Annotated in this window: 20 protein-coding genes and 1 pseudogene; 11 read left to right on the top strand and 10 right to left on the bottom strand. The window is 60.0% G+C overall.

What is annotated here, in order from left to right:
• Nucleotides 1-58: 58 nt before the first annotated feature.
• Nucleotides 59-163 (top strand): annotated as a pseudogene (locus FHT28_RS10005) (aldo/keto reductase); the annotation flags it as partial.
• Nucleotides 164-250: 87 nt separating this feature from the next.
• On the opposite strand, the gene FHT28_RS10000 reads toward FHT28_RS10005, so the two are convergent.
• Both FHT28_RS10000 and FHT28_RS09995 read right to left on the bottom strand, forming a co-directional pair.
• Nucleotides 251-949 (bottom strand): RibD family protein, encoded by a 699-nt coding sequence (locus FHT28_RS10000; RefSeq protein WP_168596145.1) that lies wholly within the window; start codon nt 947-949, stop codon nt 251-253.
• Nucleotides 946-1,347, bottom strand: a complete 402-nt coding sequence (locus FHT28_RS09995) for a cupin domain-containing protein (protein ID WP_037192572.1) — start codon at nt 1,345-1,347, stop codon at nt 946-948. The genes FHT28_RS10000 and FHT28_RS09995 overlap by 4 nt, the downstream gene beginning before the upstream one ends.
• Nucleotides 1,348-1,468: 121 nt before the next feature.
• Between FHT28_RS09995 and FHT28_RS09990 the strand changes: the two genes are divergently transcribed.
• Nucleotides 1,469-2,362, top strand: coding sequence for a LysR family transcriptional regulator (locus tag FHT28_RS09990; RefSeq protein WP_168596144.1), 894 nt, complete (start codon nt 1,469-1,471; stop codon nt 2,360-2,362).
• Nucleotides 2,363-2,455: 93 nt separating this feature from the next.
• On the opposite strand, the gene FHT28_RS09985 is transcribed toward FHT28_RS09990, so the two are convergent.
• Nucleotides 2,456-3,514, bottom strand: coding sequence for an NAD(P)-dependent alcohol dehydrogenase (locus FHT28_RS09985; RefSeq protein WP_113108877.1), 1,059 nt, complete (start codon nt 3,512-3,514; stop codon nt 2,456-2,458).
• Between the two features lie 354 nt (nt 3,515-3,868).
• Here FHT28_RS09985 and FHT28_RS09980 point away from each other — a divergent pair, with 354 nt between their 5' ends.
• The 6 genes from FHT28_RS09980 to FHT28_RS09955 all read left to right on the top strand — a co-directional run bounded on the left by FHT28_RS09980 (nt 3,869) and on the right by FHT28_RS09955 (nt 9,111).
• Nucleotides 3,869-4,903, top strand: coding sequence for an aldo/keto reductase (locus FHT28_RS09980; protein ID WP_037192563.1), 1,035 nt, complete (start codon nt 3,869-3,871; stop codon nt 4,901-4,903).
• 90 nt (nt 4,904-4,993) lie between these two features.
• A complete protein-coding gene (locus FHT28_RS09975; protein WP_168596143.1) occupies nt 4,994-6,496 on the top strand; it encodes a helix-turn-helix transcriptional regulator in 1,503 nt (500 codons plus the stop codon).
• 193 nt (nt 6,497-6,689) lie between these two features.
• Complete coding sequence (locus tag FHT28_RS09970) at nt 6,690-6,869, top strand: CsbD family protein (protein ID WP_037193245.1); 180 nt, start codon at nt 6,690-6,692, stop codon at nt 6,867-6,869.
• A 45-nt stretch (nt 6,870-6,914) separates the two neighbouring features.
• Nucleotides 6,915-7,259: a BON domain-containing protein gene (locus FHT28_RS09965; protein WP_080760456.1), complete on the top strand. Its 345-nt coding sequence runs from the start codon at nt 6,915-6,917 to the stop codon at nt 7,257-7,259.
• The gene (locus tag FHT28_RS09960) at nt 7,256-7,771 is read left to right on the top strand and encodes a DUF992 domain-containing protein (protein WP_037192556.1); all 516 of its coding nucleotides are present in this window, start codon (nt 7,256-7,258) and stop codon (nt 7,769-7,771) included. Before FHT28_RS09965 ends, FHT28_RS09960 begins: the two co-directional genes overlap by 4 nt.
• Nucleotides 7,772-8,085: 314 nt before the next feature.
• On the top strand, nt 8,086-9,111 hold the full coding sequence (locus FHT28_RS09955; protein WP_168596358.1) for an acyltransferase: 1,026 nt from the start codon (nt 8,086-8,088) through the stop codon (nt 9,109-9,111).
• Between the two features lie 163 nt (nt 9,112-9,274).
• Here FHT28_RS09955 and katG read toward each other — a convergent pair whose 3' ends face one another.
• The gene (gene katG / locus FHT28_RS09950; RefSeq protein WP_168596142.1) at nt 9,275-11,473 is read right to left on the bottom strand and encodes a catalase/peroxidase HPI; all 2,199 of its coding nucleotides are present in this window, start codon (nt 11,471-11,473) and stop codon (nt 9,275-9,277) included.
• Nucleotides 11,474-11,812: 339 nt separating this feature from the next.
• Here katG and FHT28_RS09945 point away from each other — a divergent pair, with 339 nt between their 5' ends.
• Both FHT28_RS09945 and FHT28_RS09940 read left to right on the top strand, forming a co-directional pair.
• Nucleotides 11,813-12,832, top strand: coding sequence for a hydrogen peroxide-inducible genes activator (locus FHT28_RS09945; protein ID WP_168596141.1), 1,020 nt, complete (start codon nt 11,813-11,815; stop codon nt 12,830-12,832).
• Nucleotides 12,833-13,003: 171 nt separating this feature from the next.
• A complete protein-coding gene (locus FHT28_RS09940) occupies nt 13,004-13,180 on the top strand; it encodes a hypothetical protein (protein ID WP_168596140.1) in 177 nt (58 codons plus the stop codon).
• A 154-nt stretch (nt 13,181-13,334) separates the two neighbouring features.
• Here FHT28_RS09940 and FHT28_RS09935 read toward each other — a convergent pair whose 3' ends face one another.
• From FHT28_RS09935 to FHT28_RS09915, 5 genes are all read right to left on the bottom strand, one after another.
• Entirely contained in the window at nt 13,335-14,516 is a 1,182-nt protein-coding gene (locus FHT28_RS09935) for a M20 aminoacylase family protein (RefSeq protein ID WP_168596139.1), read from the bottom strand.
• 76 nt (nt 14,517-14,592) lie between these two features.
• Nucleotides 14,593-15,372, bottom strand: a complete 780-nt coding sequence (locus FHT28_RS09930; RefSeq protein ID WP_168596138.1) for an amino acid ABC transporter ATP-binding protein — start codon at nt 15,370-15,372, stop codon at nt 14,593-14,595.
• Nucleotides 15,369-16,313, bottom strand: a complete 945-nt coding sequence (locus FHT28_RS09925) for an amino acid ABC transporter permease (protein WP_168596137.1) — start codon at nt 16,311-16,313, stop codon at nt 15,369-15,371. The genes FHT28_RS09930 and FHT28_RS09925 overlap by 4 nt, the downstream gene beginning before the upstream one ends.
• The gene (locus FHT28_RS09920; RefSeq protein WP_037192540.1) at nt 16,310-17,200 is read right to left on the bottom strand and encodes an ABC transporter substrate-binding protein; all 891 of its coding nucleotides are present in this window, start codon (nt 17,198-17,200) and stop codon (nt 16,310-16,312) included. Before FHT28_RS09920 ends, FHT28_RS09925 begins: the two co-directional genes overlap by 4 nt.
• A gap of 46 nt (nt 17,201-17,246) precedes the next feature.
• Nucleotides 17,247-18,224, bottom strand: a complete 978-nt coding sequence (locus FHT28_RS09915) for a nitrate ABC transporter substrate-binding protein (protein ID WP_168596136.1) — start codon at nt 18,222-18,224, stop codon at nt 17,247-17,249.
• Between the two features lie 102 nt (nt 18,225-18,326).
• Between FHT28_RS09915 and FHT28_RS09910 the strand changes: the two genes are divergently transcribed.
• Nucleotides 18,327-19,655 carry a PLP-dependent aminotransferase family protein gene (locus FHT28_RS09910; protein ID WP_168596135.1) on the top strand — a complete coding sequence of 443 codons (1,329 nt, stop codon included), beginning with the start codon at nt 18,327-18,329 and terminating at the stop codon, nt 19,653-19,655.
• A 12-nt stretch (nt 19,656-19,667) separates the two neighbouring features.
• Here FHT28_RS09910 and FHT28_RS09905 read toward each other — a convergent pair whose 3' ends face one another.
• The gene (locus FHT28_RS09905) at nt 19,668-20,741 is read right to left on the bottom strand and encodes an acyltransferase (RefSeq protein ID WP_168596134.1); all 1,074 of its coding nucleotides are present in this window, start codon (nt 20,739-20,741) and stop codon (nt 19,668-19,670) included.
• Nucleotides 20,742-20,916 lie beyond the last annotated feature (175 nt).

Below are 20,916 nucleotides of genomic sequence, written 5' to 3'. Positions count from 1 at the left end.
GAATCATGAATATAACTCTATGCCGATTATGCCGTCTAATCGTTAGATGCTGCCTCGCGAGCTGAGTGCCGATGACCTGGCCGAAATCCAGCGGGCTGCCGCAGAGATCGCCATTGAAGGCGAACGCTATCCCGAACAGCTGATGAAGACGACTGGCCGCTGAGCTTGAGGTTGATTTCCGAGGCCGCCGCCGGCGGCCTCCTTCCAGACCTGACTGCATAGCCTTGGGCAAAGTGCTCCTTGGCCAGCCTCAGCGCGGCGCGACGGTGTAGCGCAGATAGATCACGCCGTGGTCAAGCGTTTCGCAGCTCTTGAGCGAAAGTGCCACCTTGCCCGCCAGGCCTTCTTCACCGAATTCGACGAAACTCTGGCTCGCGGCGCGTCCGTCGAGAGCGGGTGCAACGAGCAGGCTGATTTCGTCGACCAGACCTTCCGCGAGGAAGGAACCGTTGATGCCGGCGCCGCCCTCCAGCAGAAGGCGCTTGATGCCAAGCTCGCGATTGAGAGTGTCGAGCATGGCGGGAAGATCGAACTGCGGCTGTGTGGAGACGATGTAGGAAATGCCGTCTCCCGCCAGTTCGGCAAGATGGCTGTCCGGCACGTCGCCACCAAGAAGGACGACGACGTGATCGCCGTCGATTTCATTTTTGGTGAAATGCAATTTGCCTGACGTGTCGACTGCAATCGCATAATTGGCAGCCTCCCGATTGGCGAAATGGCTGGATCGGTCGACCTTGTCGTGCTCGCGCGGCGGATGCGGATTGCCTTTGCTCATTTCCGCCATCGTCACGCGGCCGACCATCCAGGCGTCGCCTTCCAGTTTCTCGTGGCACGACTGGTACAGTGCCGTCCAATCCACACGGCTGCCGTCTGGGCTCTCGGTCCAGCGGCTGGGGTGCAGCCCGCCGTCAAGCGACGAGATCATATGGCAGATGACATGGGGTTTCATGATTGCGGCTTCCCAAGATAGTCCTTGTCGCTCACCTTCTCCATCCAGGTTACCGGCGAGCCGTTTTCCTTCTCGGCGATCGCGATGTGGCTCATGGCGCAATCGGGCGCCGCGCCGTGCCAATGCTTTTCACCTGGCGGGAACCAGACGATGTCGCCGGGGCGGATTTCCTCGACCGGACCGCCTTCGCGCTGGACACGTCCGAGACCGGAGACGACGAGCAGGGTCTGGCCGAAAGGATGCGTGTGCCACGCCGTGCGGGCGCCCGGCTCGAAAGTCACGGTTGCGCCACTGAGATTGCCGCGGCCGCTGAAGGGCGCGTCGAGGCGAACCGTGCCGGTGAAATACTCTTCCGGTCCCTTGGCCGATGGTTGGGAACCGCTGCGTTTGATGTCCATGGCTTCGAACTCCTCGATAAAAAACTACGGCGTGATCGCCGTTATTCAAGGGACTTTAGACTTGTCGCATTGCAGGAACCATACGATATCAATGGCATAAAATTATATCAGGAGTTCATAAATGCAGCGAGAGGAGCTGGTCGACCTGAACGCCTTTGCTGTCGTGGCCGAAGAGAAGAGCTTTACGCGTGCCGCCGCCAGGCTCGGCACGTCGCAATCCTCCCTCAGCCATACGGTGTGGCGTTTGGAGGCGCGGCTGGGCGTGCGCCTGTTGACACGCACGACCCGAAACGTGGCCCTGACCGAAGCCGGTGAGCGGCTGCTTGCCACGCTTCGGCCCGCGCTGGAAAGCATCGGCGCCGAACTCGCCTCTCTACGCGAACTGCGCGAAAAACCCGCCGGTACGATCCGCATCACCACGGCGGAGCATGCCGCCACGACTGTTCTATGGCCGGCGCTTGAAAGGCTTTTGTCGCAATATCCCGATATCCGCGTCGAGCTTAGCATCGATTCCGGTCTGCGGGATATCGTCGCCGATCGGTTCGACGCCGGGGTCCGGCTTGGGGAAGCTCTCGCCAAGGACATGATCGCGGTCAAGATCAGTCCCGACATCCGCATGGTCGTCGTCGGCTCCCCGGCCTATTTCGCCAGGCATCCTGCGCCGGAGACGCCAAACGATCTGGCTGATCACAACTGCATCAATCTGCGTTTGCTCACTGCCGGCGGCCTCTATGCCTGGGAGCTGGAAAAGGACGGGCGCGAGGTCCGCGTCCGCGTCGACGGTCAGCTTGTCTTCAACAATGTCGGCATGATCGTGCGTGCCGTGAGAGCGGGATTGGGGCTGGGCTTTGTGATGGAAGATCATGTCGCCGCGGATGTGGCGGCTGGGCGGCTCGTGCGCGTCCTGGACGATTGGTGCACGCCGTTTTCCGGCTATCATCTCTACTATCCGAGCCGCCGGCAGCCTTCGGCGGCGTTCTCCCTGTTGGTCGACGCGTTGCGTTACCGAGGCTGATCCCGTCATCAACGAATATGACCAAACCCGGCCGCCATGACGCGGCCGGGATTTAAGGATGAGAGTCCAAGTTCGCTGCGCCGAGGCGCCCTGTCAGGCTGCTTCCGGAACCGACAGAGACGCCATGTCGATCACGAAGCGGAAGGGAATATCGGCCCGCTGCAGGGTCGCGAAGGCTTCGTTGACCTGCTCCGGACGGATGATCCGGCACTCCGGAAGAATGCCCTTGCGCGCGCAGAAATCGATCACTTCCTGCGTTTCGCGCATGCCGCCGATCGGCGAGCCCGCGACGCGACGTCGGCCCATCAGGAAAGGCAGGCCGTTTACCTCGCCCCAGGGGCCGACCTGGCCGACGATAACAAGCGTCCCGTCGACGTCGAGCAGAGGCATGTAGGCATCGAGATCGTGCTTGACCGGGACGGTATCGATGATCAGGTCGAAGGCGTTGGCCGCGGCTTGCATCGCCCCGGCATTGGTCGAGATCAGGAAGTCGTCGGCGCCGATTTCGCGGGCGACCTTTTCCTTGTCGGGCGAGCGCGAGATCATTGTTACCCTTGCGCCCATCGCCGCGGCGAGTTTGACGGCCATGTGGCCGAGACCGCCCATGCCGATGACGCCGACGCGGCTATGCGGGCCGACGTTCCAGGTGCGCAGCGGCGAATAGGTGGTGATGCCGGCGCACAGGATCGGCGCGGTGCGGGACAGGTCCATGCCCTCGGGCACGGTGCAGACGAATTCTTCGCGCACCACGATATGCTTGGAGTAGCCACCCTTGGTGATCGAACCGTCGATACGGTCTGGGACGCTGTAGGTGCCGGTGTTGCCTTCGCGGCAAAACTGCTCCTCGCCGCGGCGGCACTGGTCGCAATGCTGGCAGCTGTCGACCATGCAGCCGACCGCGCCGTGATCGCCGACCTTGAACTTGGTGACGTCGCTGCCGATCGCGATGACACGGCCAACGATTTCATGACCCGGAACCAGCGGATAGAGCGTGAAGCCCCAGTCATTATGCGCCATATGGATATCCGAATGGCAGATCCCGGCATAGGTGATTTCCATCACCACGTCGTTTGCGAGCGGCGCACGTCGTTCGAAGCTGTAAGGCTCGAGCGGAGCATCCGCTGAGGTGCAAGCATAGCCAATGGTCTTCATGTTTCGTCCGCCTTGTTTATCATCTACCGATAAGCGCTGCGCGCAATTGCCATTATCGGACGAAAGACTAGCCGAGGCTAGTCGCCGCGTTAAGATGGGCAATTCCGATTGCAGTCATGTCCGCTGTTCATGAATGGCAGACACTTGCGCGTTGCGGCATCACCTTGGCATAGTTTGACGCCCGGAAAGAGGCGTGGTCTTCCGTTTCCATCCGACTTGTTGGAGGAGTCCGGCCCATTATCCGGATTCCCGAATAGTAAAATCGTGAATTGCCGTCTAATTCCTGTTTTCCCGTAACATTAGATATGTAAGGGAGGCTGAGTATTGGCTTCCAGGTGGGTCGGGGGACAAAGAATGCATCTTGATGACTATGCCGCGTTCGGCCGTTCGAGCTTGCGTGTCAGTCCGCTTGCGTTGGGAACCATGACTTTCGGCGAAGGCTTCGCTTGGCAGTCGCGCGTCAAGAAGCCCGCGGCGATCCTCGATCACTATCTCGATCTCGGCGGCAACTATCTCGATACGGGCAGGGGTGACGCAAAACCGGATGCCCAGACGGTTGTCGGCAATTACCTCGCAAGGAACTCGATCAAACGCGACCGGCTCGTCATGGCTGCCAAGTTCGGCGTCGATCAGCAGGGCGTGGGGCTGGGTCGCGAAGCCATCATAGAGGCATGCGAACAAACCTTGCGGCGGTTGCGCACGGACTATCTCGATCTTTATTGGCTTGACAATTGGGACATGCAGGCGCCCCTCGACGAGGTGTTGGCAGGATTGAATGACCTCATTCAATCGGGGAAACTGCGCTATTTCGGCATTTCCGATACGCCGGCCTGGAAAGTCGCGCACGCGCAGCTGATCGCGCAATTTCATGGCTGGGCGCCATTCGTCGGTCTGCAGATCGAATATTCGCTGGCCGCCAGGCTGTTTGAGAGCGAGCTCATTCCCATGGCACGTGGAATGGGGCTTGGCGTCGTCTCGCATTCGCCGCTGAATGGCGGGCTCATTAGCGGAAAATACACTCGCAAGAACATCGGAAACCTCATGTCCGATCGCGCATCGCCATTGGCACGACAACCCGATGCGCAACGTCTTGAAATCGTCGACGCTCTGCTCCGCATTGCGGCTGAGCTCGATACAACCACTGCCCGGGTGGCCCTTGCCTGGGCATTGGCGCGGCCCGGTGTATCGTCAACCATTATCGGTGTGCATACCTTGGAACAGCTCGATGATGACGTCGGCGCACTTGATGTTCAGCTCTCACCCGAGCAGACGGCGACGCTCGATGCGCTGACAATCCCGGTCCATTCCCTCGCTCTGCCGCTATTTCTGCAAAATGCGGCGCCTTCGGCCTGCATCGATTACTCGATGATGAGCCGCAGGCTTTCGTAATTTTCCGTGCTTGCTCTTACGAGCGCATTGTAGCTTCTCTTCTCGGCTGGCCTCCCTATCTAAATTGCCAGTAGCAAGATGAGGATCCTCATGAGCGATGGGCCGCAGCCGCCGAACGTCAATCGAAACGTATTGCGCGAACTTGTCGCCGGATTGAGCGACGGCATCATCCTGATAGACCCTGAAGGCGCTATTTCCTGGGCAAACAGCGCCGCATTGCGGATGCACAGGGTGTCGACGATCGAGGAGCTGGGTGGCGATGCCGCCGGCTACCGGCAGGCCTTCACGCTGCGCTACCGCAACAATCATCTGCTTGACGAGGGCCAATATCCGATCGAGCGGCTGGTGTGCGGCGAGACGGTCGATGAGGTCACAGTCGAAATATCGCCCGCCGCCGATCTGGATCTCGTCTGGGTCCACACCGTCCGCAGCCTGATCATTGCGGATGCCGGAGTCCGCCCGGATGTGCTTGCGCTCGTCATTCGTGACGAGACGCCGCTTTTCGAGGCGGAAGAGCGTTTCGAGCGGGCCTTCAATGCCAACCCGGCACCCGGTCTGATCTGCCGTCTCGATGATCTTCGTTTCATCCGCGTCAACCAGGGTTTCGTCGAGATGACGAATTACGCCAAGGAAGACGTCATTGGAAAAACTGTCGATGAGATGGGCCTGTTTGCCAATTGCGATACGGGCGAGGATGCGTTGGCGAAGCTGGTGGAAGGCCGGCTGATCCGTCAGCGTGAAGCCCTGATCCCGCTTCCGAGTGGCGGCGATAGGCTGGTCATCATAGCGGGCGAGCCCATCGCTGTCGGCGAGGAGCCGTGCATGTTGTTCACTTTCGCCGATCTCGATGCACGGCGAAAGGCCCAGAACGCACTTCGCCAAAGCGAGGAGCGGTTCTCCAAGTCATTCAGGCTCTCGCCGGCGCCGGCGGCCATTTCTCGATTGGGCGATTTCGTCTTCACCGAAGTCAACGATGCCTTTGCCCAGCTCTCGGGCTACAGCCTCCAGGAGATTATTGGAAAGACCGCAAGCGAGTTGCGCCTGTGGGATGATGTTGCAGCCCGGCGCGCCATGGAAAAGAAGCTTGTCGATAACATGCCGCTTCGCGACGAGGTTTTGCGCATGAAGCAGAAGGACGGCTCGATGGCCGACTGCCTTGTCTCTGCCGAGCGTGTCGAGATCAGCGACCAGCAATGTGTCATCTGGTCGTTGCAGGATGTCACCGAGCGCAGCCGCAGCGAAGCCGAGCTGATTGAGGCTATCGAGAGCGTGATGACCGATACATCGTGGTTCAGTCGTTCCATTGTCGATCGCCTCGCGACTTTGCGGCAGGTCTCGAACGGCAAGGGTCCCTCGGCGCAACTCCTCGATCTCAGCGAACGGGAAAGGGAAGTTCTCGCTTTGATTTGCCGCGGCCAGAGCGACGTCGAGATGAGCGAAACGCTGCACCTTTCCAGGAACACGATCCGCAACCATGTTGCGTCGCTCTACGCGAAGATCGGCGTAAACCGTCGTTCCGCTGTCGTCATATGGGCGAGGGAACGTGGCTTCACAGGCATGTCGATGCCCATGAAGACTGGAAAATCGACCTGACGGGAGGTCATTCCGCTTCGGTCTGGGCGCTGGACCGAAGAATCGGCATTGCAAGCCTCAAAAAGGCTATTTTCTACTAGTACAAATAGTAGTTCCTGCTCTGCAAGCGCATACCATGCCGCCCTACTTCATTGTTACGGCCTCGGTTGAAAACCGATGCCTCTTCTTTTGAAAAAACCAAGGAGGCAAGACAATGGATAAGAACCGTGTCAAAGGTGCAGCCAAGGAAGCAAGCGGATCGATCAAGGAGGTCGCCGGAAAGCTGATCGGTAACGATCGGCTGAGGGCCGAAGGCGCTGTCGAAAAGGTCGAAGGGAAGATCCAGACCAAGTTCGGCAAGGCCAAGGACGCTGTCAGGAACGCGCTGCGCTGACAAGCGCGCCAACATCCACTCTTTCGATCTCGCCGAGGCTTTCCGATGCTCTTTCTAGCCAGGCTCTCATCGCTGACGATTTCGTCGGATAGCTGCGCGACCTGCGCGGCCATCCGCTGCTTGATTGCCTATGCCGATGGGCTGGAAGATGCGCATATCGACGTTAGCGCCGTAGAGGGCGCGATTGTTCTGTCGGGCGACGCGCCATCCGATGAGGCGCGTGAGCGGGCGCTCTCGATTGCCGGCGAATATGCCGGGCTTCGGATCATCAACCATATCGTCCTCCACACAGATCGAGGACCGCCCGGCCGGTCCGAGATCGGTGCATCGACCTCCGGGCCGCGGGCCGGGCTGACCGCGGCGCTCAAACCGCCAAAGGATAAGTCATGAAAAAGATCATCATCGCGGCAGCGGTCATTTCCGTTGCTCTTGGCTCGGTGGCTTCGGCCGCCAGCACGCATCATCCCAAAAAACAGCCAGTACAGGTTGCCTCCGAGCCAAAGCAGCGTCTTGGAACGCTGTCCTGCGAGGTTGCGGGCGGCGTCGGCATGATTATCGGGTCCAGCAAGGACATCAGTTGCACCTTCAAGCAGCGAACAGGCAAGGTCGAACGCTACACGGGTACGATCGGCAAGCTTGGTATCGACATCGGGGTCACCCGCAAGACGTATCTCAGCTGGATCGTCGTCAATACCGCACCAACCCGCGTCGGTGAAGGCGCTTTGGCCGGCACCTATGTCGGCGCTTCCGCCGGCGCTTCCGTCGGTCTCGGTCTCGGTGCCAACGCCCTCGTCGGCGGCAACTCGAAGAATTTCGCGCTGCAGCCGCTGAGCGCCGAGGCAGGAACCGGGCTGAATGTCGCGGCCGGCGTTTCGCGCCTGCAATTGCGCCCAGCCGGCTGACCTGATGATCTGCACCGGCGACGCAATCGTGCCGATGCGTCCTCGCGCATGGCTGCTTTCGCCGTCGTATAGGCCAAACTGCCCTGCTCTGATCGGCTAAGACTGCAGGCAATGATCTCGACAATCATTGCCTGCAATCAAAGTCAGCGAAATAGGTTGCTATGCCCTTGTAAGCCAAGCCTATCCGGGATTTGTACAATGAGAAAACTCTCTCCCAGGAAGTATTTTGCTTATCTTGGATAGTGGAGCATGCCAAATCTATTAATATGGACATCTTAAGGTGGCGCTAGAGATGAACAATCCGGCAGCCTTTGATGTCCGAAATTCAAAAGCAACTTCATATTCCGGCACTTGACGGCTGGCGCGGACTTGCTGTCTTGCTGGTGCTCATCGGGCACTTTGGCGGTGACAGCTATCTTCCCGATCTCGGATCGGCTGGCGTTGACCTTTTCTTCGTCCTTTCAGGCCGCCTCATGGCTGAAATTCTCTTTGTAAGGAAAATGCCCCTGCGGCTTTTCTTCCTCCGTCGTTTCAGCCGGGTCTATCCCGCTTTGTTGGCCTTCGTGCTTGCAAGCGCTGTCCTCCTTTCCCAAACGCCGCTGGCACCCGGCGTCACCGGCGTCTTGTCCGCGCTCACCTTCACATTGAACTACGTCATCATCGAAAGTCGCACCTTCATACCGGTTTTTGATCACATCTGGTCATTATGCGTCGAGGAGCATAGCTATGTGTTGCTTGCCCTCATGGCCTTGCTGCTTCGCGGAGCCGCTGTTCGGTTCATCGGGCTCACCATTCTTGCATTGGGCCTTGCGGCGCTCGCTAACGGCATTGTGCAATATGACATCTATGGGCGGGATCCGTTTATCGTCTTCTGGCCAACCGACGTGGCTGCGGCACCCATGCTGATTTCAGCGGCAGTCTTCCTGCTATTTGGTGAGCGCCTCAAACGGCCGGCGATAAGGTGGATAATGCCGTTGGCACTTTTCGGCGGTCTGGTTGCGCGCCTGTTCGGCGATGTCGCCTGGCTGTTCTTCGGTGCAAAAACTTTGCTATTGGCGATCGCTGTTTGCGCAATCGGGGACTCTACCCGTCTTTCCCGAGCGCTGTTCGAAGGCTCCGTCATCCGGCAAATCGGGCGAATGTCCTTCTCGCTCTATTTATGGCAACAGCCGTTCCATATCGCCATGCTACAAGATCTGCTGCCGAAGCCTATCGCGTTGGTCCTGGCTATTTGCTGCGCGGCAGCCAGCTACCATCTGATCGAACAGCCAGCTCGCGCGCGGTTGAATGCGTGGATTGAAAGAGGCAGACGCCAGGACGCTGCTGCCGTACCGGGCTGATCTGGCGGGTACCAAAACATAACATTCCAGTCCGCTTCATGGTTTGAAGCCGTGGATGTGCCGCGAGGAAATCGATCTGCCGGGATAATTTCGAAGATAGTCACGATGCGATATTCGGACGCGACCTGAACCGGGCCGCGTCCGAGCATGCTTCTACTTCACATCAGGCGATATCGAAGCGATCGGCGTTCATCACCTTGGTCCAGGCTGCCACGAAGTCTCGCACGAATTTCTGCTCGGCATCGCCCTGTCCGTAGACCTCGGCGATCGCGCGGAGCTGCGAGTTGGAGCCGAAGACGAGATCGACGCGGGTGCCGGTCCACTTCACGTCGCCGGTTGCGCGGTCGCGTCCTTCGAATACGTCCTTGGCATCCGAAACCGCCTTCCACTCCGTGCTCATGTCGAGCAGGTTTACGAAGAAGTCGTTGGTCAATGCCTCGGGGCGCTTGGTGAAGACGCCATGCTGAGTCTGTCCGACATTGGCGTTCAGTGCGCGCAGGCCGCCGACGAGGACGGTCATTTCAGGTGCCGTCAGCGTCAGCAACTGCGCCTTGTCGATCAGCAGCTCTTCGGAGGAAACGGTGTATATGCCCCTCTGATAGTTGCGGAACCCGTCTGCGATCGGCTCGAGAACGGCAAAGGCTTCGACATCCGTCTGTTCCTGCGATGCGTCGGTCCGGCCCGGCGTAAAGGGCACGACCACATCGTGCCCGGCCTTCTTCGCAGCCTGTTCGATGGCGACGGAACCGCCGAGGACGATCAGATCGGCGAGCGAGACCTGCTTGCCGCCGGCGTGCGCATCGTTGAACTTCTTCTGGATGCCTTCCAGCGTCTGGAGCACGGATGCAAGCTGGGCCGGCTGGTTGGCCTCCCAATCCTTTTGCGGCGCAAGGCGAATACGGGCACCGTTTGCACCGCCGCGCTTATCGGAACCGCGGAAGGTCGAAGCCGAAGCCCAAGCGGTCGAAACCAGCTGCGGGATGGTGAGGCCCGATGCAGCAATCTCGCCCTTGAGCGCGTCGATATCGTTGGCGTCGATCAGGGCATAATTAGCGGCCGGGACCGGATCCTGCCAGATGAGCTCTTCCGTCGGAACTTCCGGGCCGAGATAGCGGGCGCGCGGACCCATGTCGCGATGCGTCAGCTTGAACCAGGCGCGGGCGAAAGCGTCCGCGAATTGATCCGGGTTCTCGAAGAAGCGCCGGGAGATCTTCTCGTAGGCAGGGTCGAAGCGCAGGGCGAGGTCCGTGGTCAGCATGGCCGGGGCGTGACGCTTGGAGCTGTCGTGTGCGTCCGGCACCGAGTTGGCGCCTGCGCCATGCTTCGGGGTCCACTGGTGCGCACCGGCCGGGCTCTTCGTCAATTCCCAGTCGTAGCCGAACAGGTTCCAGAAGAAGTTGTTGCTCCACTTGGTCGGCGTCGAGGTCCAGGTCACTTCCAGACCGCTGCCAATCGCGTCGCCGCCCTTGCCGCTGCGGAAGCTGCTCTTCCAGCCGAGGCCCTGTTCTTCTATGCCGGCAGCTTCCGGCTCGGGGCCGACATGAGCGGCATCGCCGGCACCATGCGTCTTGCCGAAGGTATGGCCGCCGGCGATGAGGGCGACGGTTTCCTCATCGTTCATCGCCATGCGGGCAAAGGTCTCGCGGATGTCGCGGGCAGCCGCGAGCGGATCAGGGTTGCCGTTCGGGCCTTCCGGATTGACGTAGATGAGGCCCATCTGCACGGCCGCGAGCGGATTTTCGAGGTCGCGGTCGCCGCTGTAGCGCTTGTCGCCAAGCCAGGTGTCTTCCGCACCCCAATAAATGTCTTCTTCCGGTTCCCAGACGTCATCGCGGCCGCCGCCGAAACCGAAGGTCTTGAAGCCCATGGATTCCAGCGCGCAGTTGCCGGTTAGGATCATGAGGTCGGCCCAGGAGATGCGGTTGCCGTATTTCTGCTTGATCGGCCAGAGCAGGCGGCGGGCCTTGTCGAGGTTGACGTTATCCGGCCAGCTGTTGAGCGGTGCGAAGCGCTGCGTGCCGGAGGAGGCGCCGCCGCGGCCGTCGCCGGTGCGGTAGGTGCCGGCGCTGTGCCAGGCCATGCGGATGAAGAGCGGGCCGTAATGGCCGAAATCGGCCGGCCACCACTCCTGCGAATCCGTCATCAGCGCGAAGAGGTCCTTCTTCAGGGCCTCGAGGTCGAGCTTCTTGAATTCCTCGGCATAGTTGAATGCCTTGTCCAGCGGGTTCGACAGGGAAGAGCCCTGATGGAGAATCCTAAGGTTCAGCTGGTTCGGCCACCAGTCGCGATTCGATCTGGCCGAGACGCTTGTGTTGCCGTGCGGAAACGGACATTTGCCAGCGTTTTCAACTTTTGTATCCATAATTTTCTCCCTTATGATGGCTTGAACTGCGCCGCCCGGTGGAGGTGTCGTCACCTCTTGGGCAGCAATTCGGTTTCATGTTCGGCGCGATGACGACATGTCATGCGCATGGAATCTCTCGTTATTCTGACCTCCCGCGAAGCGGACCGTCCGGAAGCAGACCAATCCCGACGCCCAGGTTTTCGACCGACCCGGGCATCGATGAGCTCTTGCAGTCAATGCTCCCAATGTGAGCTTGGTATGACATGCGGCGACATCTCGTATTCGCCTTGCGCACTATAGCCAAGCCGTTCCATTAATTTAAGTTGGATTTCCTGATCGGTGCGATAAGGTAAAGTTATGACAAATCTCACCCTCAAGCAGCTTCGCTATTTCGAAGCCCTGGCAAAGCATGGTCACTTCGGGCGCGCGGCCGATGTCTGTGCAATCTCCCAGCCCGCCTTGTCGATGCAGATCAAGGAACTGGAGGAGCAGCTCGGCACCGACCTCTTCGAGAGGGGCGCGCGCCAGGTTCGGTTGACCAATTTTGGAGAGGCATTCGCCGTGCGCGTTCGCAATATTCTGCGCTCGGTGGACGAGCTCGGTGATCTGGCGCGCGCTTCCCATAACCAGCCAGTCGGGAGGCTGCGGATCGGCGTGATCCCAACGGTCGCGCCCTATCTGCTGCCCACCATCATCGGCAATCTCACCAGCCTGTATGACGGCCTGGACATTCATGTGCGCGAGACGCTGACGTCGAAGCTGGTCGAGGAACTGGCGGAAGGCCGGCTCGACACGGCCATCGTCGCGCTGCCTGTTTCCGAACCGACCTTGACAGAGGTCGCGCTGTTTGCGGAAAACTTTGTGCTGGTGCGACCGAGCGAGGACGAAGGCAAGCCGGTGCCCAATCGGGAAGCGCTGCGCGAAATGCGCTTGCTGCTGTTGGAGGAAGGCCATTGCTTTCGCGATCAGGCCCTATCTTTCTGTAATATACAGTCGGCGCTCCCACGAGAGCTTATGGACGGCAGTTCGCTCTCGACGCTGGTGCAGATGGTCAGCGCCGGCATCGGCGTCACGTTGATACCGGAGATGGCGGTGGCGGTGGAGACACGCTCGGCATCGGTGTCGGCCGTGCGTTTCCAAAGTCCGCAACCGTCACGAACGATCGGCATGATCTGGCGCAAGACGAGCCCCTTGGCCAAGCAGCTCACGCGGATTTCCGAGGTCGTTCGCCAATCGGCCGATGCCATGCGCGAGCAGCACGATTCGATCTGGCGCGCACAGGATTTCGAGTTCGACGCTCGAAGGCAGCCATCGGCGCTCCGTAACAGCAATGGTGCCTTTGCGGTGGACAAGGCGAATGATTCTGCTCTGAAATGAGCGGCTTTATGAATGGAATTGACTGAAGTTCGATCAGGATAGAGCCGTTGTCCACAAGCGAAAGGATTTCAAACGATTAAAGTAATTTTAATCGTTTAAATTTTTTAATGCCTTGATTTACAAAGAATCTCTTCCATGTCATGCCATTATCGCATGGCAATGGAGGTCGTGATGCAAGAGTTCGAAAACGTAAGAAATGAGATTCCTACGGATGTGATTGATCGTCTGGAAAGCGAATGGCGGCTGATGCAGTCTCATGACTCGCAGCTGAAGACCGGGCTGCAGACGGAGACTCCTGAGAACACCGCACCGGCCACGTCCGATGGTCTCGGATCCCTGGATAAGTAACGGGTTTCGAGGGATCTCTTTGACTTGACGGTGTCCCTCTGACGGCGCCTGTTGCCGACACTTTTTCCATCATCTCGCATCTGGATTTCGATCAGCCCCGACCAATGGTCAGGGCCGATCCGCTGCGAGAGTCTGGGCAGGTTCGCAATGTTGCCTAGGCGTCGAGATAGCGCTCGGTCAGTCGCGCCCACATGGCGGCGCCGACGGTGAGGCTTTCATCGGCGAAGTCATATTTGGCGCTGTGCAGGATTGCGGAATTGACGCCGTTGCCGAGGCGCAGGAAGCTGCCGGGCTTGTGTTCCAGATAGTGGGAGAAATCCTCGCTGCCGGGAATGAGGCTGCATGTGGTGACCTTGTCGGCGCCCACGAGCTCTTCTGCCACCATGCGCGCGAATTCGGTTTCCTTCTCCGAATTGACGACGACGGGATGGCCGTGGGCATAGTCGACCTCGACACTGGCGCCATAGCCTTCGGCAACGGATTGCGCCAGCTTGCGGATTCGGGCTTCGAGGAGTTCGCGTATCTTCGGATCGAAGGAGCGGATGCTGAGCAGCATCCTGGCACTCTCGGGAATGACATTTGACGCTTCGCCGGCATGGATCGAGCCGACGGTGACGACCGCTGTCTGCGTCGGGTCGATGCTGCGGGAGACGACCGACTGCAGGCTGACGACGAGGTTGCAGGCGACCACGACCGGATCGATGGTCAGGTGCGGGCGAGAGGCATGGCCGCCCTTGCCGGTTATGGTGATCTCGGCCGTATCCGCCGCCGCCATCAGCGGTCCCGAACGTATCAGCCAGGTGCCTTCCGGCGCGCCGGGATGATTGTGCAGGCCGAAGATGACGTCGAAAGGAAAGCGCTCGAACAGCCCGTCTTTGATCATCGCTGGAGCGCCGCTTAAAGCGCCTGCTTCCTCGGCTGGTTGGAAGATCAGGTTCACCGTCCCGTTGAAGCGGCGGGTGCGGGCGAGATATTCGGCAGCGCCCAGCAGCATGGTCGTATGGCCGTCATGGCCGCAGGCGTGCATCTTTCCCGGCGTCGTGCTGGCATAGGGGCGACCTGTCTGCTCGGTGATGGGCAGGGCGTCCATGTCGGCGCGGATGGCGATGCTCTTCTTGCCGGCCCCGGCCGTCAGCCGGGCGACGACACCATGGCCGCCGACATTGCGCGTCACCTCGTAGCCCCAGGCTTCCAGTTTTTCGGCGACGAAGCGGGCGGTTTCCGCCTCCTCGAAGGAAAGCTCGGGATTGGCGTGAAAGTGCTGCCGGATGCCGATCAATTCGGCCTTCATCGGCTCGAAATCCGACAGGCGGGCGAAATCGTTGTCGAGGGTCATGGCTGTTCCAATGGTTCGCTAGAGCCGCCGTCCAGCCTCGGCGGGGCGGCTTCAAAGGGGATCGAATGCCGCCGCGCTAGATGAAGCGCGACAGGAAGCTTCTGGTGCGGGGATGCTGCGGATTGCCGATGACATCCTCCGGCTTGCCCTGTTCGACGATCTTGCCGCCATCCATGAAGACGACCCGGTCGGCGGCTTCGCGGGCAAAGCCGATCTCGTGGGTGACGACGATCATCGTCAGGCCCTGGCTGGCGAGATCACGCATGGTGGCCAGCACTTCGCCGACGAGTTCCGGATCGAGCGCCGAGGTCGGCTCATCGAACAGCATCAGCTTCGGCTTGATCGCCAGCGCTCTTGCGATTGCCACGCGCTGCTGCTGGCCGCCGGATAGCTGTCGCGGATAGTTGTCGGCCTTGGCTGAAAGGCCGACACGGTTGAGCAGTGCCCGCGCATTGTCCGTCGCCTGCTTCCGGCTTTCGCCGTGGATGCCGACCGGTGCTTCGATGATGTTCTGCAGGGCCGTCATATGCGGATAGAGGTTGAACTGCTGGAACACCATGCCGATCTTGCGCCGCTGCAGCGCGATTGCATGATTGGAGAGCTGCACGAGGCGGCCCTTGTTCATGCGGTAACCGATCTGTTCTCCATCCACTTCGATCGAACCGCGATTGATCGATTCCAGATGGTTGATGCAGCGCAGGAAGGTAGATTTTCCGGAGCCGGAGGGGCCGAGGATGACGACCACTTCGCCTGGCGCGACATCGAGGTCGATGCCCTTCAAGACTTCGAGATGCTCGAAGGACTTGTGGACATTGCGAGCGCGCACGAGCGGCGGCAGGTTGATGTTGGCGTTCATTGGCCCGCCTCCTGTGCCGGAGCCAGCATCGGAGTATCGTCCTTTGCTGCGGTGGCAGTGCCGGTGCGGCGGTCGCTGCGGCTATAGTAGCGCTCGATATAGCTCTGGCCGATGTTCAGCACCGACGTGATCAGCAGGTACCAGAGGACGGCTACAAGCAGCATCGGGACGACTTCGAAGGTGCGGTTGTAGATCGACTGCACGGAATAGAGCAGATCGGCCATGGCGATGACGCTGACGAGCGAGGTCGCCTTGATCATGCTGATGAGCTGATTGCCCGTTGGCGGCACGATGGAGCGCATCGCCTGCGGGATAATGATGCGGCGGAGGGCGCGGGCCCGGGTCATGCCGAAGGCTTCGGCCGTTTCGAACTGGCCCCTGTCGACCGAGAGAAGGCCGCCGCGGATGATCTCCGCCATATAGGCAGCTTCATTGAGCGCGAGACCAGCGATGGCCGCCGTCATCGGGCTGATGACGGAATTCGTGTCCCAGCTGACGAAGGTCGGGCCGAAGGGAATGCCGATCGACAGCGTCGGAAAAAGCGTCGAGAGATTATACCAGAAGATCAGCTGCACGAGCAGCGGCGTGCCGCGGAAGAACCAGATGAACAGGGAGGCGAGCGAGCTTGCGAGCCCATCCTTAGACAAGCGGGCGACCGCCAGCAGCAGGCCGAGGACGATGCCGAACGCCATGGCGACGACAGTCAGGCCAAGCGAGACATAAAGGCCGCTGATGACGACGGGATCGAAGAAATACTGGCCGACGACATGCCAGCCGAAATTCTCGTTGTTGGCGACCGACCAGGCGAAATAGGCGGCGATCGCAAGGGTGACGGCCCAGGCCGCGACGCGACCCTTCGGAAACGGTTTATGGGCATTCGCCACATCCCGCTCGGCCGCATCGCCGGACGGCGATGCGATATCTCCGGTGTTCGTACTCATTTCGGCAACGTCCCGCCAAGATTGATACCCGGTTCCTTGATCATGTTGTTCTCAAGGCCCCATTTCTTCATGATGGCGGCATAGGTGCCATTATCAATCAGAAGCTTGACGGCATCCTTGAGAACGGGCCCTAGCGGCGAGCCCTTCGGCACCACGGCGCCCTGATAGAGGTCTTCGAAGCCGTTCTTCTGGCCGACGCCGGTCAGTTCCAGCTGGCCGTTTGCCTGCGATACGAAATAGGTGAGCGGTGCCTGCGACGAGAAGAAGGCGTCGGAGCGCTTCGAGCGAACGGCGAGGATCGAGCTTGGCTGATCGGTGAAGGACTGGATCTCGATCGCGCCCTTGCCATCGGTCTTGCATTTCTCGGCCTGGGCCTGGATCACCTTTTCGGCCGATCCGCCAGCCATGACGGCGATGCGTTGGCCACAGGCGCTGTCGAGCGAGGTAATGGCCTTTGGATTGCCCTTCTGGACGGCGAAGACAACGAATTCCTGCACCCAGTCGACGAAATCATTGGCTTCCTCGCGGCTCTTGAAATCGCCGATCGGACCGAAGGCAAACTGATAGCGGCCGGAATTGATGCCTGCGAGAATGGCGGGCAGGCCGCTGACGCTCTCATGTTCGATTTTGACCCCGAGGATCTCGCCGATAGCATCGGTCAGATCGGCACTGGCGCCGGTGAGCTTGGTGCCGGTGACGATTTCATAGGGAGGGAATGAACCATTATTGACGGAGATCATCTTGCCGGAGGTCCGTAGAGCTTCCGGCAGCTTGGCATGCAGGTCCGCGTTGACCGAGAGTTTCGGCAAGCTCGCGTCCTCTGCAAAGGCGGAACCCGAGATCATCAGGCTTGCCACGGCAAGGTAGGTCATTTTCTTCAGCGACATATGTGTTCCCCTTTTTTGCTTTGCATTTTTGAATTTCAGCCGATGGTTACGCCGCGCTCGTCCGGCTGCCATCGATGTCGAACGGAAAGAGTTCTTCCGGCGTCATCAGTCGCGGCAGGATCCCCTGCACATGCAACTCGCCGGCGAAATCTGTGATCATCTTGCGATTGGCCGCAAAGCCGCTCGCATCCCAGCCCTCCGGCAGCTCGGCCGCCGATTTCAGCAGTTCGTCGAGCATGAAGGGCGTCGTGTCGGCATATTTCCGCCGTTTGTTCAGCCACACGCGCTGCGATTCATCGATTAACGCACTCAGCTCGCCAATCACCCAGGGATGTTCGGCGACGATTTCGGCCTTCAATCCGATCAGGTGCATACCCGGTACATAGCCCACGTCATCGAAATAGCGACGCTCGGCGCTGCGGAAATCCGAAAGGACCTGGCGGAAAGCGGAGTCGCCGGCGAAATAGCCGTCCGGCATGAAGGGCGTGAAGATCGCGTCGAGCCCGCCTTCTTTCAGAAGGTCGACCATCGGCCTCTCGCGGGGGGCTGCCTCGATACGGCCGGGACGGCCGAAGCCATCGAGACGGTCGACGATCGGATGAGCTTCGGTGAGGCGACCGGCATACCACATGGCGTCCTCGACGCCGACACCCTCGCGGCGGAGTGCTGCCCGCGTCCAGGTATTGCCGGAGTCGCGCCAGCCGGTGACGCCGATGCGCTTGCCGGCCAATTGGCCGAAGGTCGTGATCGGACTGTCCTTGGTGGTGATGACGCAGCGGTGGCGGAAACCGCGCATGATGAAATTCGGGATGCCGACGACGCTCTCGTCGCCGTCGATGCGCAATTGCGTATAGCGGCTGAAGGAGGTTTCAGCCGCGTCATAGGCATCGCTCTTGCCGACATGCGAGATGAGCGTGCCGACCCGGTCGACCTTGAGATCGAGCTTGGGGGAGGAGACGTCACCCAGGACCAACGGTGTCATGTAGTCCCAGTCACGGAGGGCAAGGCGGAGAGTAAGGGGCATGGATATTCACTCACGAGAAAACTTGTTTTCCAGATGAGTAAATGTTCAATATGGGTCAATCAAATGTTATTACGTTATTGAACATTAAAAGATGGCGCGGAAATGGGCGAAAATCGGGACGCGAAGTGGTTTGCCGAAAAATTGAACGATCGGACGATTCGCGGCATTGCGATCGAGACCAGTGCGCTGATCCGCGCGGGCGCGCTGCCTGTCGGTACCAAATTGCCGCCGATCCGCGATCTGGCCTTTGCGCTCGGCATCAGTCCAGCGACGCTGTCGGAGGCCTGGAGCGAGCTCAGGCGCCAGAAGATCATCAGTGGGCGCGGTAGGAACGGCACCTGGGTCAGCGGCGACCGTTTCGTCGCCAAGCCCGCCCGCCTTGCAAGTGCGGGGGACTATGGTGACGATGTGCTGGATCTAACGGCCGCCGTTCCCGATGTCCGGCTGCTGCCGAAGCTGGAGGCGGCGATGGCCTATGGCGCCTCGGCCGAGAACCTCAACAGTTACGAGCGCAGCCGTATCCTGCCGGAGCTGGAGGAGGAGGTGAGGAAGGCCTGGCCCTATGAGCCCGAAGCCTTCCTGGCGACCAATGGCGGCTATAACGCCGTGTATACTTTGATCAACGCTCTCGTCATGCCCGGCGCCTCGGTCGCCATCGAGGATCCCACAGGCATGCGGCTGCTGGATATTCTGGAGGATCGTGGCGCCCGCATCATTCCGGTAAAATGCGATGAGGAAGGGCCGCTGCCGTCCTCGCTGGAGGAGGCGCTGAAGTACCGGCCGGTCGCCTTCGTCTTTCAGCCGCGCATACATTCCGTCACCGGCCAGAGTGTCAGCCCCGCGCGCATGGCAAGTCTTGCCGGCGTCCTTCGCGATAAGGACACGCTGATCGTGGAAGACGATGGTGTAGCCGATATCTCGACGGCTCCGCGTCATTCCATGGGACATCTTTTCCCCGACCGCGTCATCCATATTCTCTCATTTTCGAAAACACACGGGCCGGATCTGCGCCTCGCGGTGCTCTCGAGCTCGCGCGCGATCATCGACCAGATCCAGTCCTATCGCAGCTTTAGTTCCGGCTGGACCAGCCGTATCCTGCAGGCGGCTGCCGCCTGGCTGCTGCGGGATTCGGCGACTGAGGCGTGCCTGGACCATGCCCGCAAAACCTACCGCGAGCGCCGCGCCGGTCTGATCGATGCGCTTGGCGAGCGCGGTGTGAAAGCGTTGCACGGAGAAGGGTTGTGCGCCTGGATACCAGTCTCGTCCGAACCCTTCGCGATGGTGACGCTTGCGGCGCGGGGCATAGCCGTGCATCCAGGCGCCAAGTTCTCCATCCTGCCCAGCAGCCACTTGCGCGTTGCGACCGCCAATCTTTCAGAGCGCCGCGATGAAGTCGCCGATGCCATCGCGCTTGCTGCCGTTCACACCTGACTTTGCCAAGAGCTATTCGCCGGGCGTGCTGGCGCTTACTCCCTTGGTCTCGCTTTTCCAGGATGATGCATATTTGACGAGCAGAGTGGCAAGCTGCGCCGAGGCAAATGCTATGACGGAAATCAACGCGAGATAGAGAACAATATAGGCAAGGGGCTGCGACTGAATCGCACCGAAAACATGGCCGTAGATCTCGGTGAAGCCGCGATGGCACATGTAGATCGGATAGGAGAGATAGCCGAGGAAAACGCCGATCCGCTGCAAACTGGCCGGAAGCTCAAGCATCGTGCCGGCAAGGACGATGAGCGGCGAGATCAGGATGCAGAATATCAGCGCATATTTCAGCGAAGAGGTGGGCAGGGACAACAGAATGCAAATCGCCGCGATCGGTAGGACGGCGAAGTAGGTATTTGCTGTTCGCCCGAGCCCGGAAAGGCTTCGGAGCCTGTAGATGATCATGCCAAGGGTGAATGAGAAAAACACGCGGGCGAGGCCGCCATCAACCGAATGCCATTCCCAGCCGAGGTCAAGCGATCTGTGAACGAAGACCGAAGCGATCAGCGCCGCCAGGGAAACAGCGGCAATGGCGATAAGTGTTCGCGTTTTCAATCTGAAAAGCACGAGCGCGAATACCAGATTTGCCAGCAGCTCCCAGAACAGCGACCAGGCCGGCCCATTCAGCGGATAGAGCGGCCAGAGGTCTCCGGCCGAACGGGTCAGGAAGCTCGGCGAAGGCAGCATGAAGACGGTCGACAAGATGCTTGCGAAGAGATCGGCGCGCCCGACGCCTGCGGCCTGCCAGTGCAACAACAATTGAACAAGGCCAAAGACGCTGCCGATCAAAAAGAGCGGATAGAGGCGTATATATCGAGCCTTCATGAAGGCCAGGACGGTCATGCCACCGGCAAGCTTTTCGCCATAGGCTCTGGCGATCACAAATCCGCTGAGAACGAAGAAGAAATCGACCGCGATATAGGCTGATGGCGCATAGGGCCTGTCGAGATGGTAGACGACAACGGCGAATGCCGCCAGGCCGCGCATGGCGTCCAGGGCGGCGTATCTATGTCTTGTTGCATCAGCCGGCATTGATCGAGACCTCGTTGAGCGAAAGCGACGCGTGTGCCTTATCCGGCTGCGCGGACGCCGAAGAATTCACTTCGCAGGTTGCGACCAAGCAGGCGCACGCGAGAAAGGTTGCGCAGGAACTGGCGTGGATGGCGAAGCACCGATGAGTTCAGGAAATGGGTCCGGATCAGATTGG

The sequence above is a fragment of the Rhizobium sp. SG570 genome (assembly GCF_012275345.1).
Classification (GTDB): domain Bacteria; phylum Pseudomonadota; class Alphaproteobacteria; order Rhizobiales; family Rhizobiaceae; genus Rhizobium; species Rhizobium lusitanum.
Note: the sequence above shows the minus strand (reverse complement) of the source record. Positions and strands in the feature narration are given on the sequence as shown.

Bases quoted from the DNA above. Each gene is read 5' to 3' on its own strand.
- FHT28_RS10000 (WP_168596145.1), bottom strand. From the start codon at position 949: ATGAAACCCCATGTCATCTGCCATATGATCTCGTCGCTTGACGGCGGG.
- FHT28_RS09995 (WP_037192572.1), bottom strand. From the start codon at position 1,347: ATGGACATCAAACGCAGCGGTTCCCAACCATCGGCCAAGGGACCGGAA.
- FHT28_RS09990 (WP_168596144.1), top strand. From the start codon at position 1,469: ATGCAGCGAGAGGAGCTGGTCGACCTGAACGCCTTTGCTGTCGTGGCC.
- FHT28_RS09985 (WP_113108877.1), bottom strand. From the start codon at position 3,514: ATGAAGACCATTGGCTATGCTTGCACCTCAGCGGATGCTCCGCTCGAG.
- FHT28_RS09980 (WP_037192563.1), top strand. From the start codon at position 3,869: ATGCATCTTGATGACTATGCCGCGTTCGGCCGTTCGAGCTTGCGTGTC.
- FHT28_RS09975 (WP_168596143.1), top strand. From the start codon at position 4,994: ATGAGCGATGGGCCGCAGCCGCCGAACGTCAATCGAAACGTATTGCGC.
- FHT28_RS09970 (WP_037193245.1), top strand. From the start codon at position 6,690: ATGGATAAGAACCGTGTCAAAGGTGCAGCCAAGGAAGCAAGCGGATCG.
- FHT28_RS09965 (WP_080760456.1), top strand. From the start codon at position 6,915: ATGCTCTTTCTAGCCAGGCTCTCATCGCTGACGATTTCGTCGGATAGC.
- FHT28_RS09960 (WP_037192556.1), top strand. From the start codon at position 7,256: ATGAAAAAGATCATCATCGCGGCAGCGGTCATTTCCGTTGCTCTTGGC.
- FHT28_RS09955 (WP_168596358.1), top strand. From the start codon at position 8,086: ATGTCCGAAATTCAAAAGCAACTTCATATTCCGGCACTTGACGGCTGG.
- katG (WP_168596142.1), bottom strand. From the start codon at position 11,473: ATGGATACAAAAGTTGAAAACGCTGGCAAATGTCCGTTTCCGCACGGC.
- FHT28_RS09945 (WP_168596141.1), top strand. From the start codon at position 11,813: ATGACAAATCTCACCCTCAAGCAGCTTCGCTATTTCGAAGCCCTGGCA.
- FHT28_RS09940 (WP_168596140.1), top strand. From the start codon at position 13,004: ATGCAAGAGTTCGAAAACGTAAGAAATGAGATTCCTACGGATGTGATT.
- FHT28_RS09935 (WP_168596139.1), bottom strand. From the start codon at position 14,516: ATGACCCTCGACAACGATTTCGCCCGCCTGTCGGATTTCGAGCCGATG.
- FHT28_RS09930 (WP_168596138.1), bottom strand. From the start codon at position 15,372: ATGAACGCCAACATCAACCTGCCGCCGCTCGTGCGCGCTCGCAATGTC.
- FHT28_RS09925 (WP_168596137.1), bottom strand. From the start codon at position 16,313: ATGAGTACGAACACCGGAGATATCGCATCGCCGTCCGGCGATGCGGCC.
- FHT28_RS09920 (WP_037192540.1), bottom strand. From the start codon at position 17,200: ATGTCGCTGAAGAAAATGACCTACCTTGCCGTGGCAAGCCTGATGATC.
- FHT28_RS09915 (WP_168596136.1), bottom strand. From the start codon at position 18,224: ATGCCCCTTACTCTCCGCCTTGCCCTCCGTGACTGGGACTACATGACA.
- FHT28_RS09910 (WP_168596135.1), top strand. From the start codon at position 18,327: ATGGGCGAAAATCGGGACGCGAAGTGGTTTGCCGAAAAATTGAACGAT.
- FHT28_RS09905 (WP_168596134.1), bottom strand. From the start codon at position 20,741: ATGCCGGCTGATGCAACAAGACATAGATACGCCGCCCTGGACGCCATG.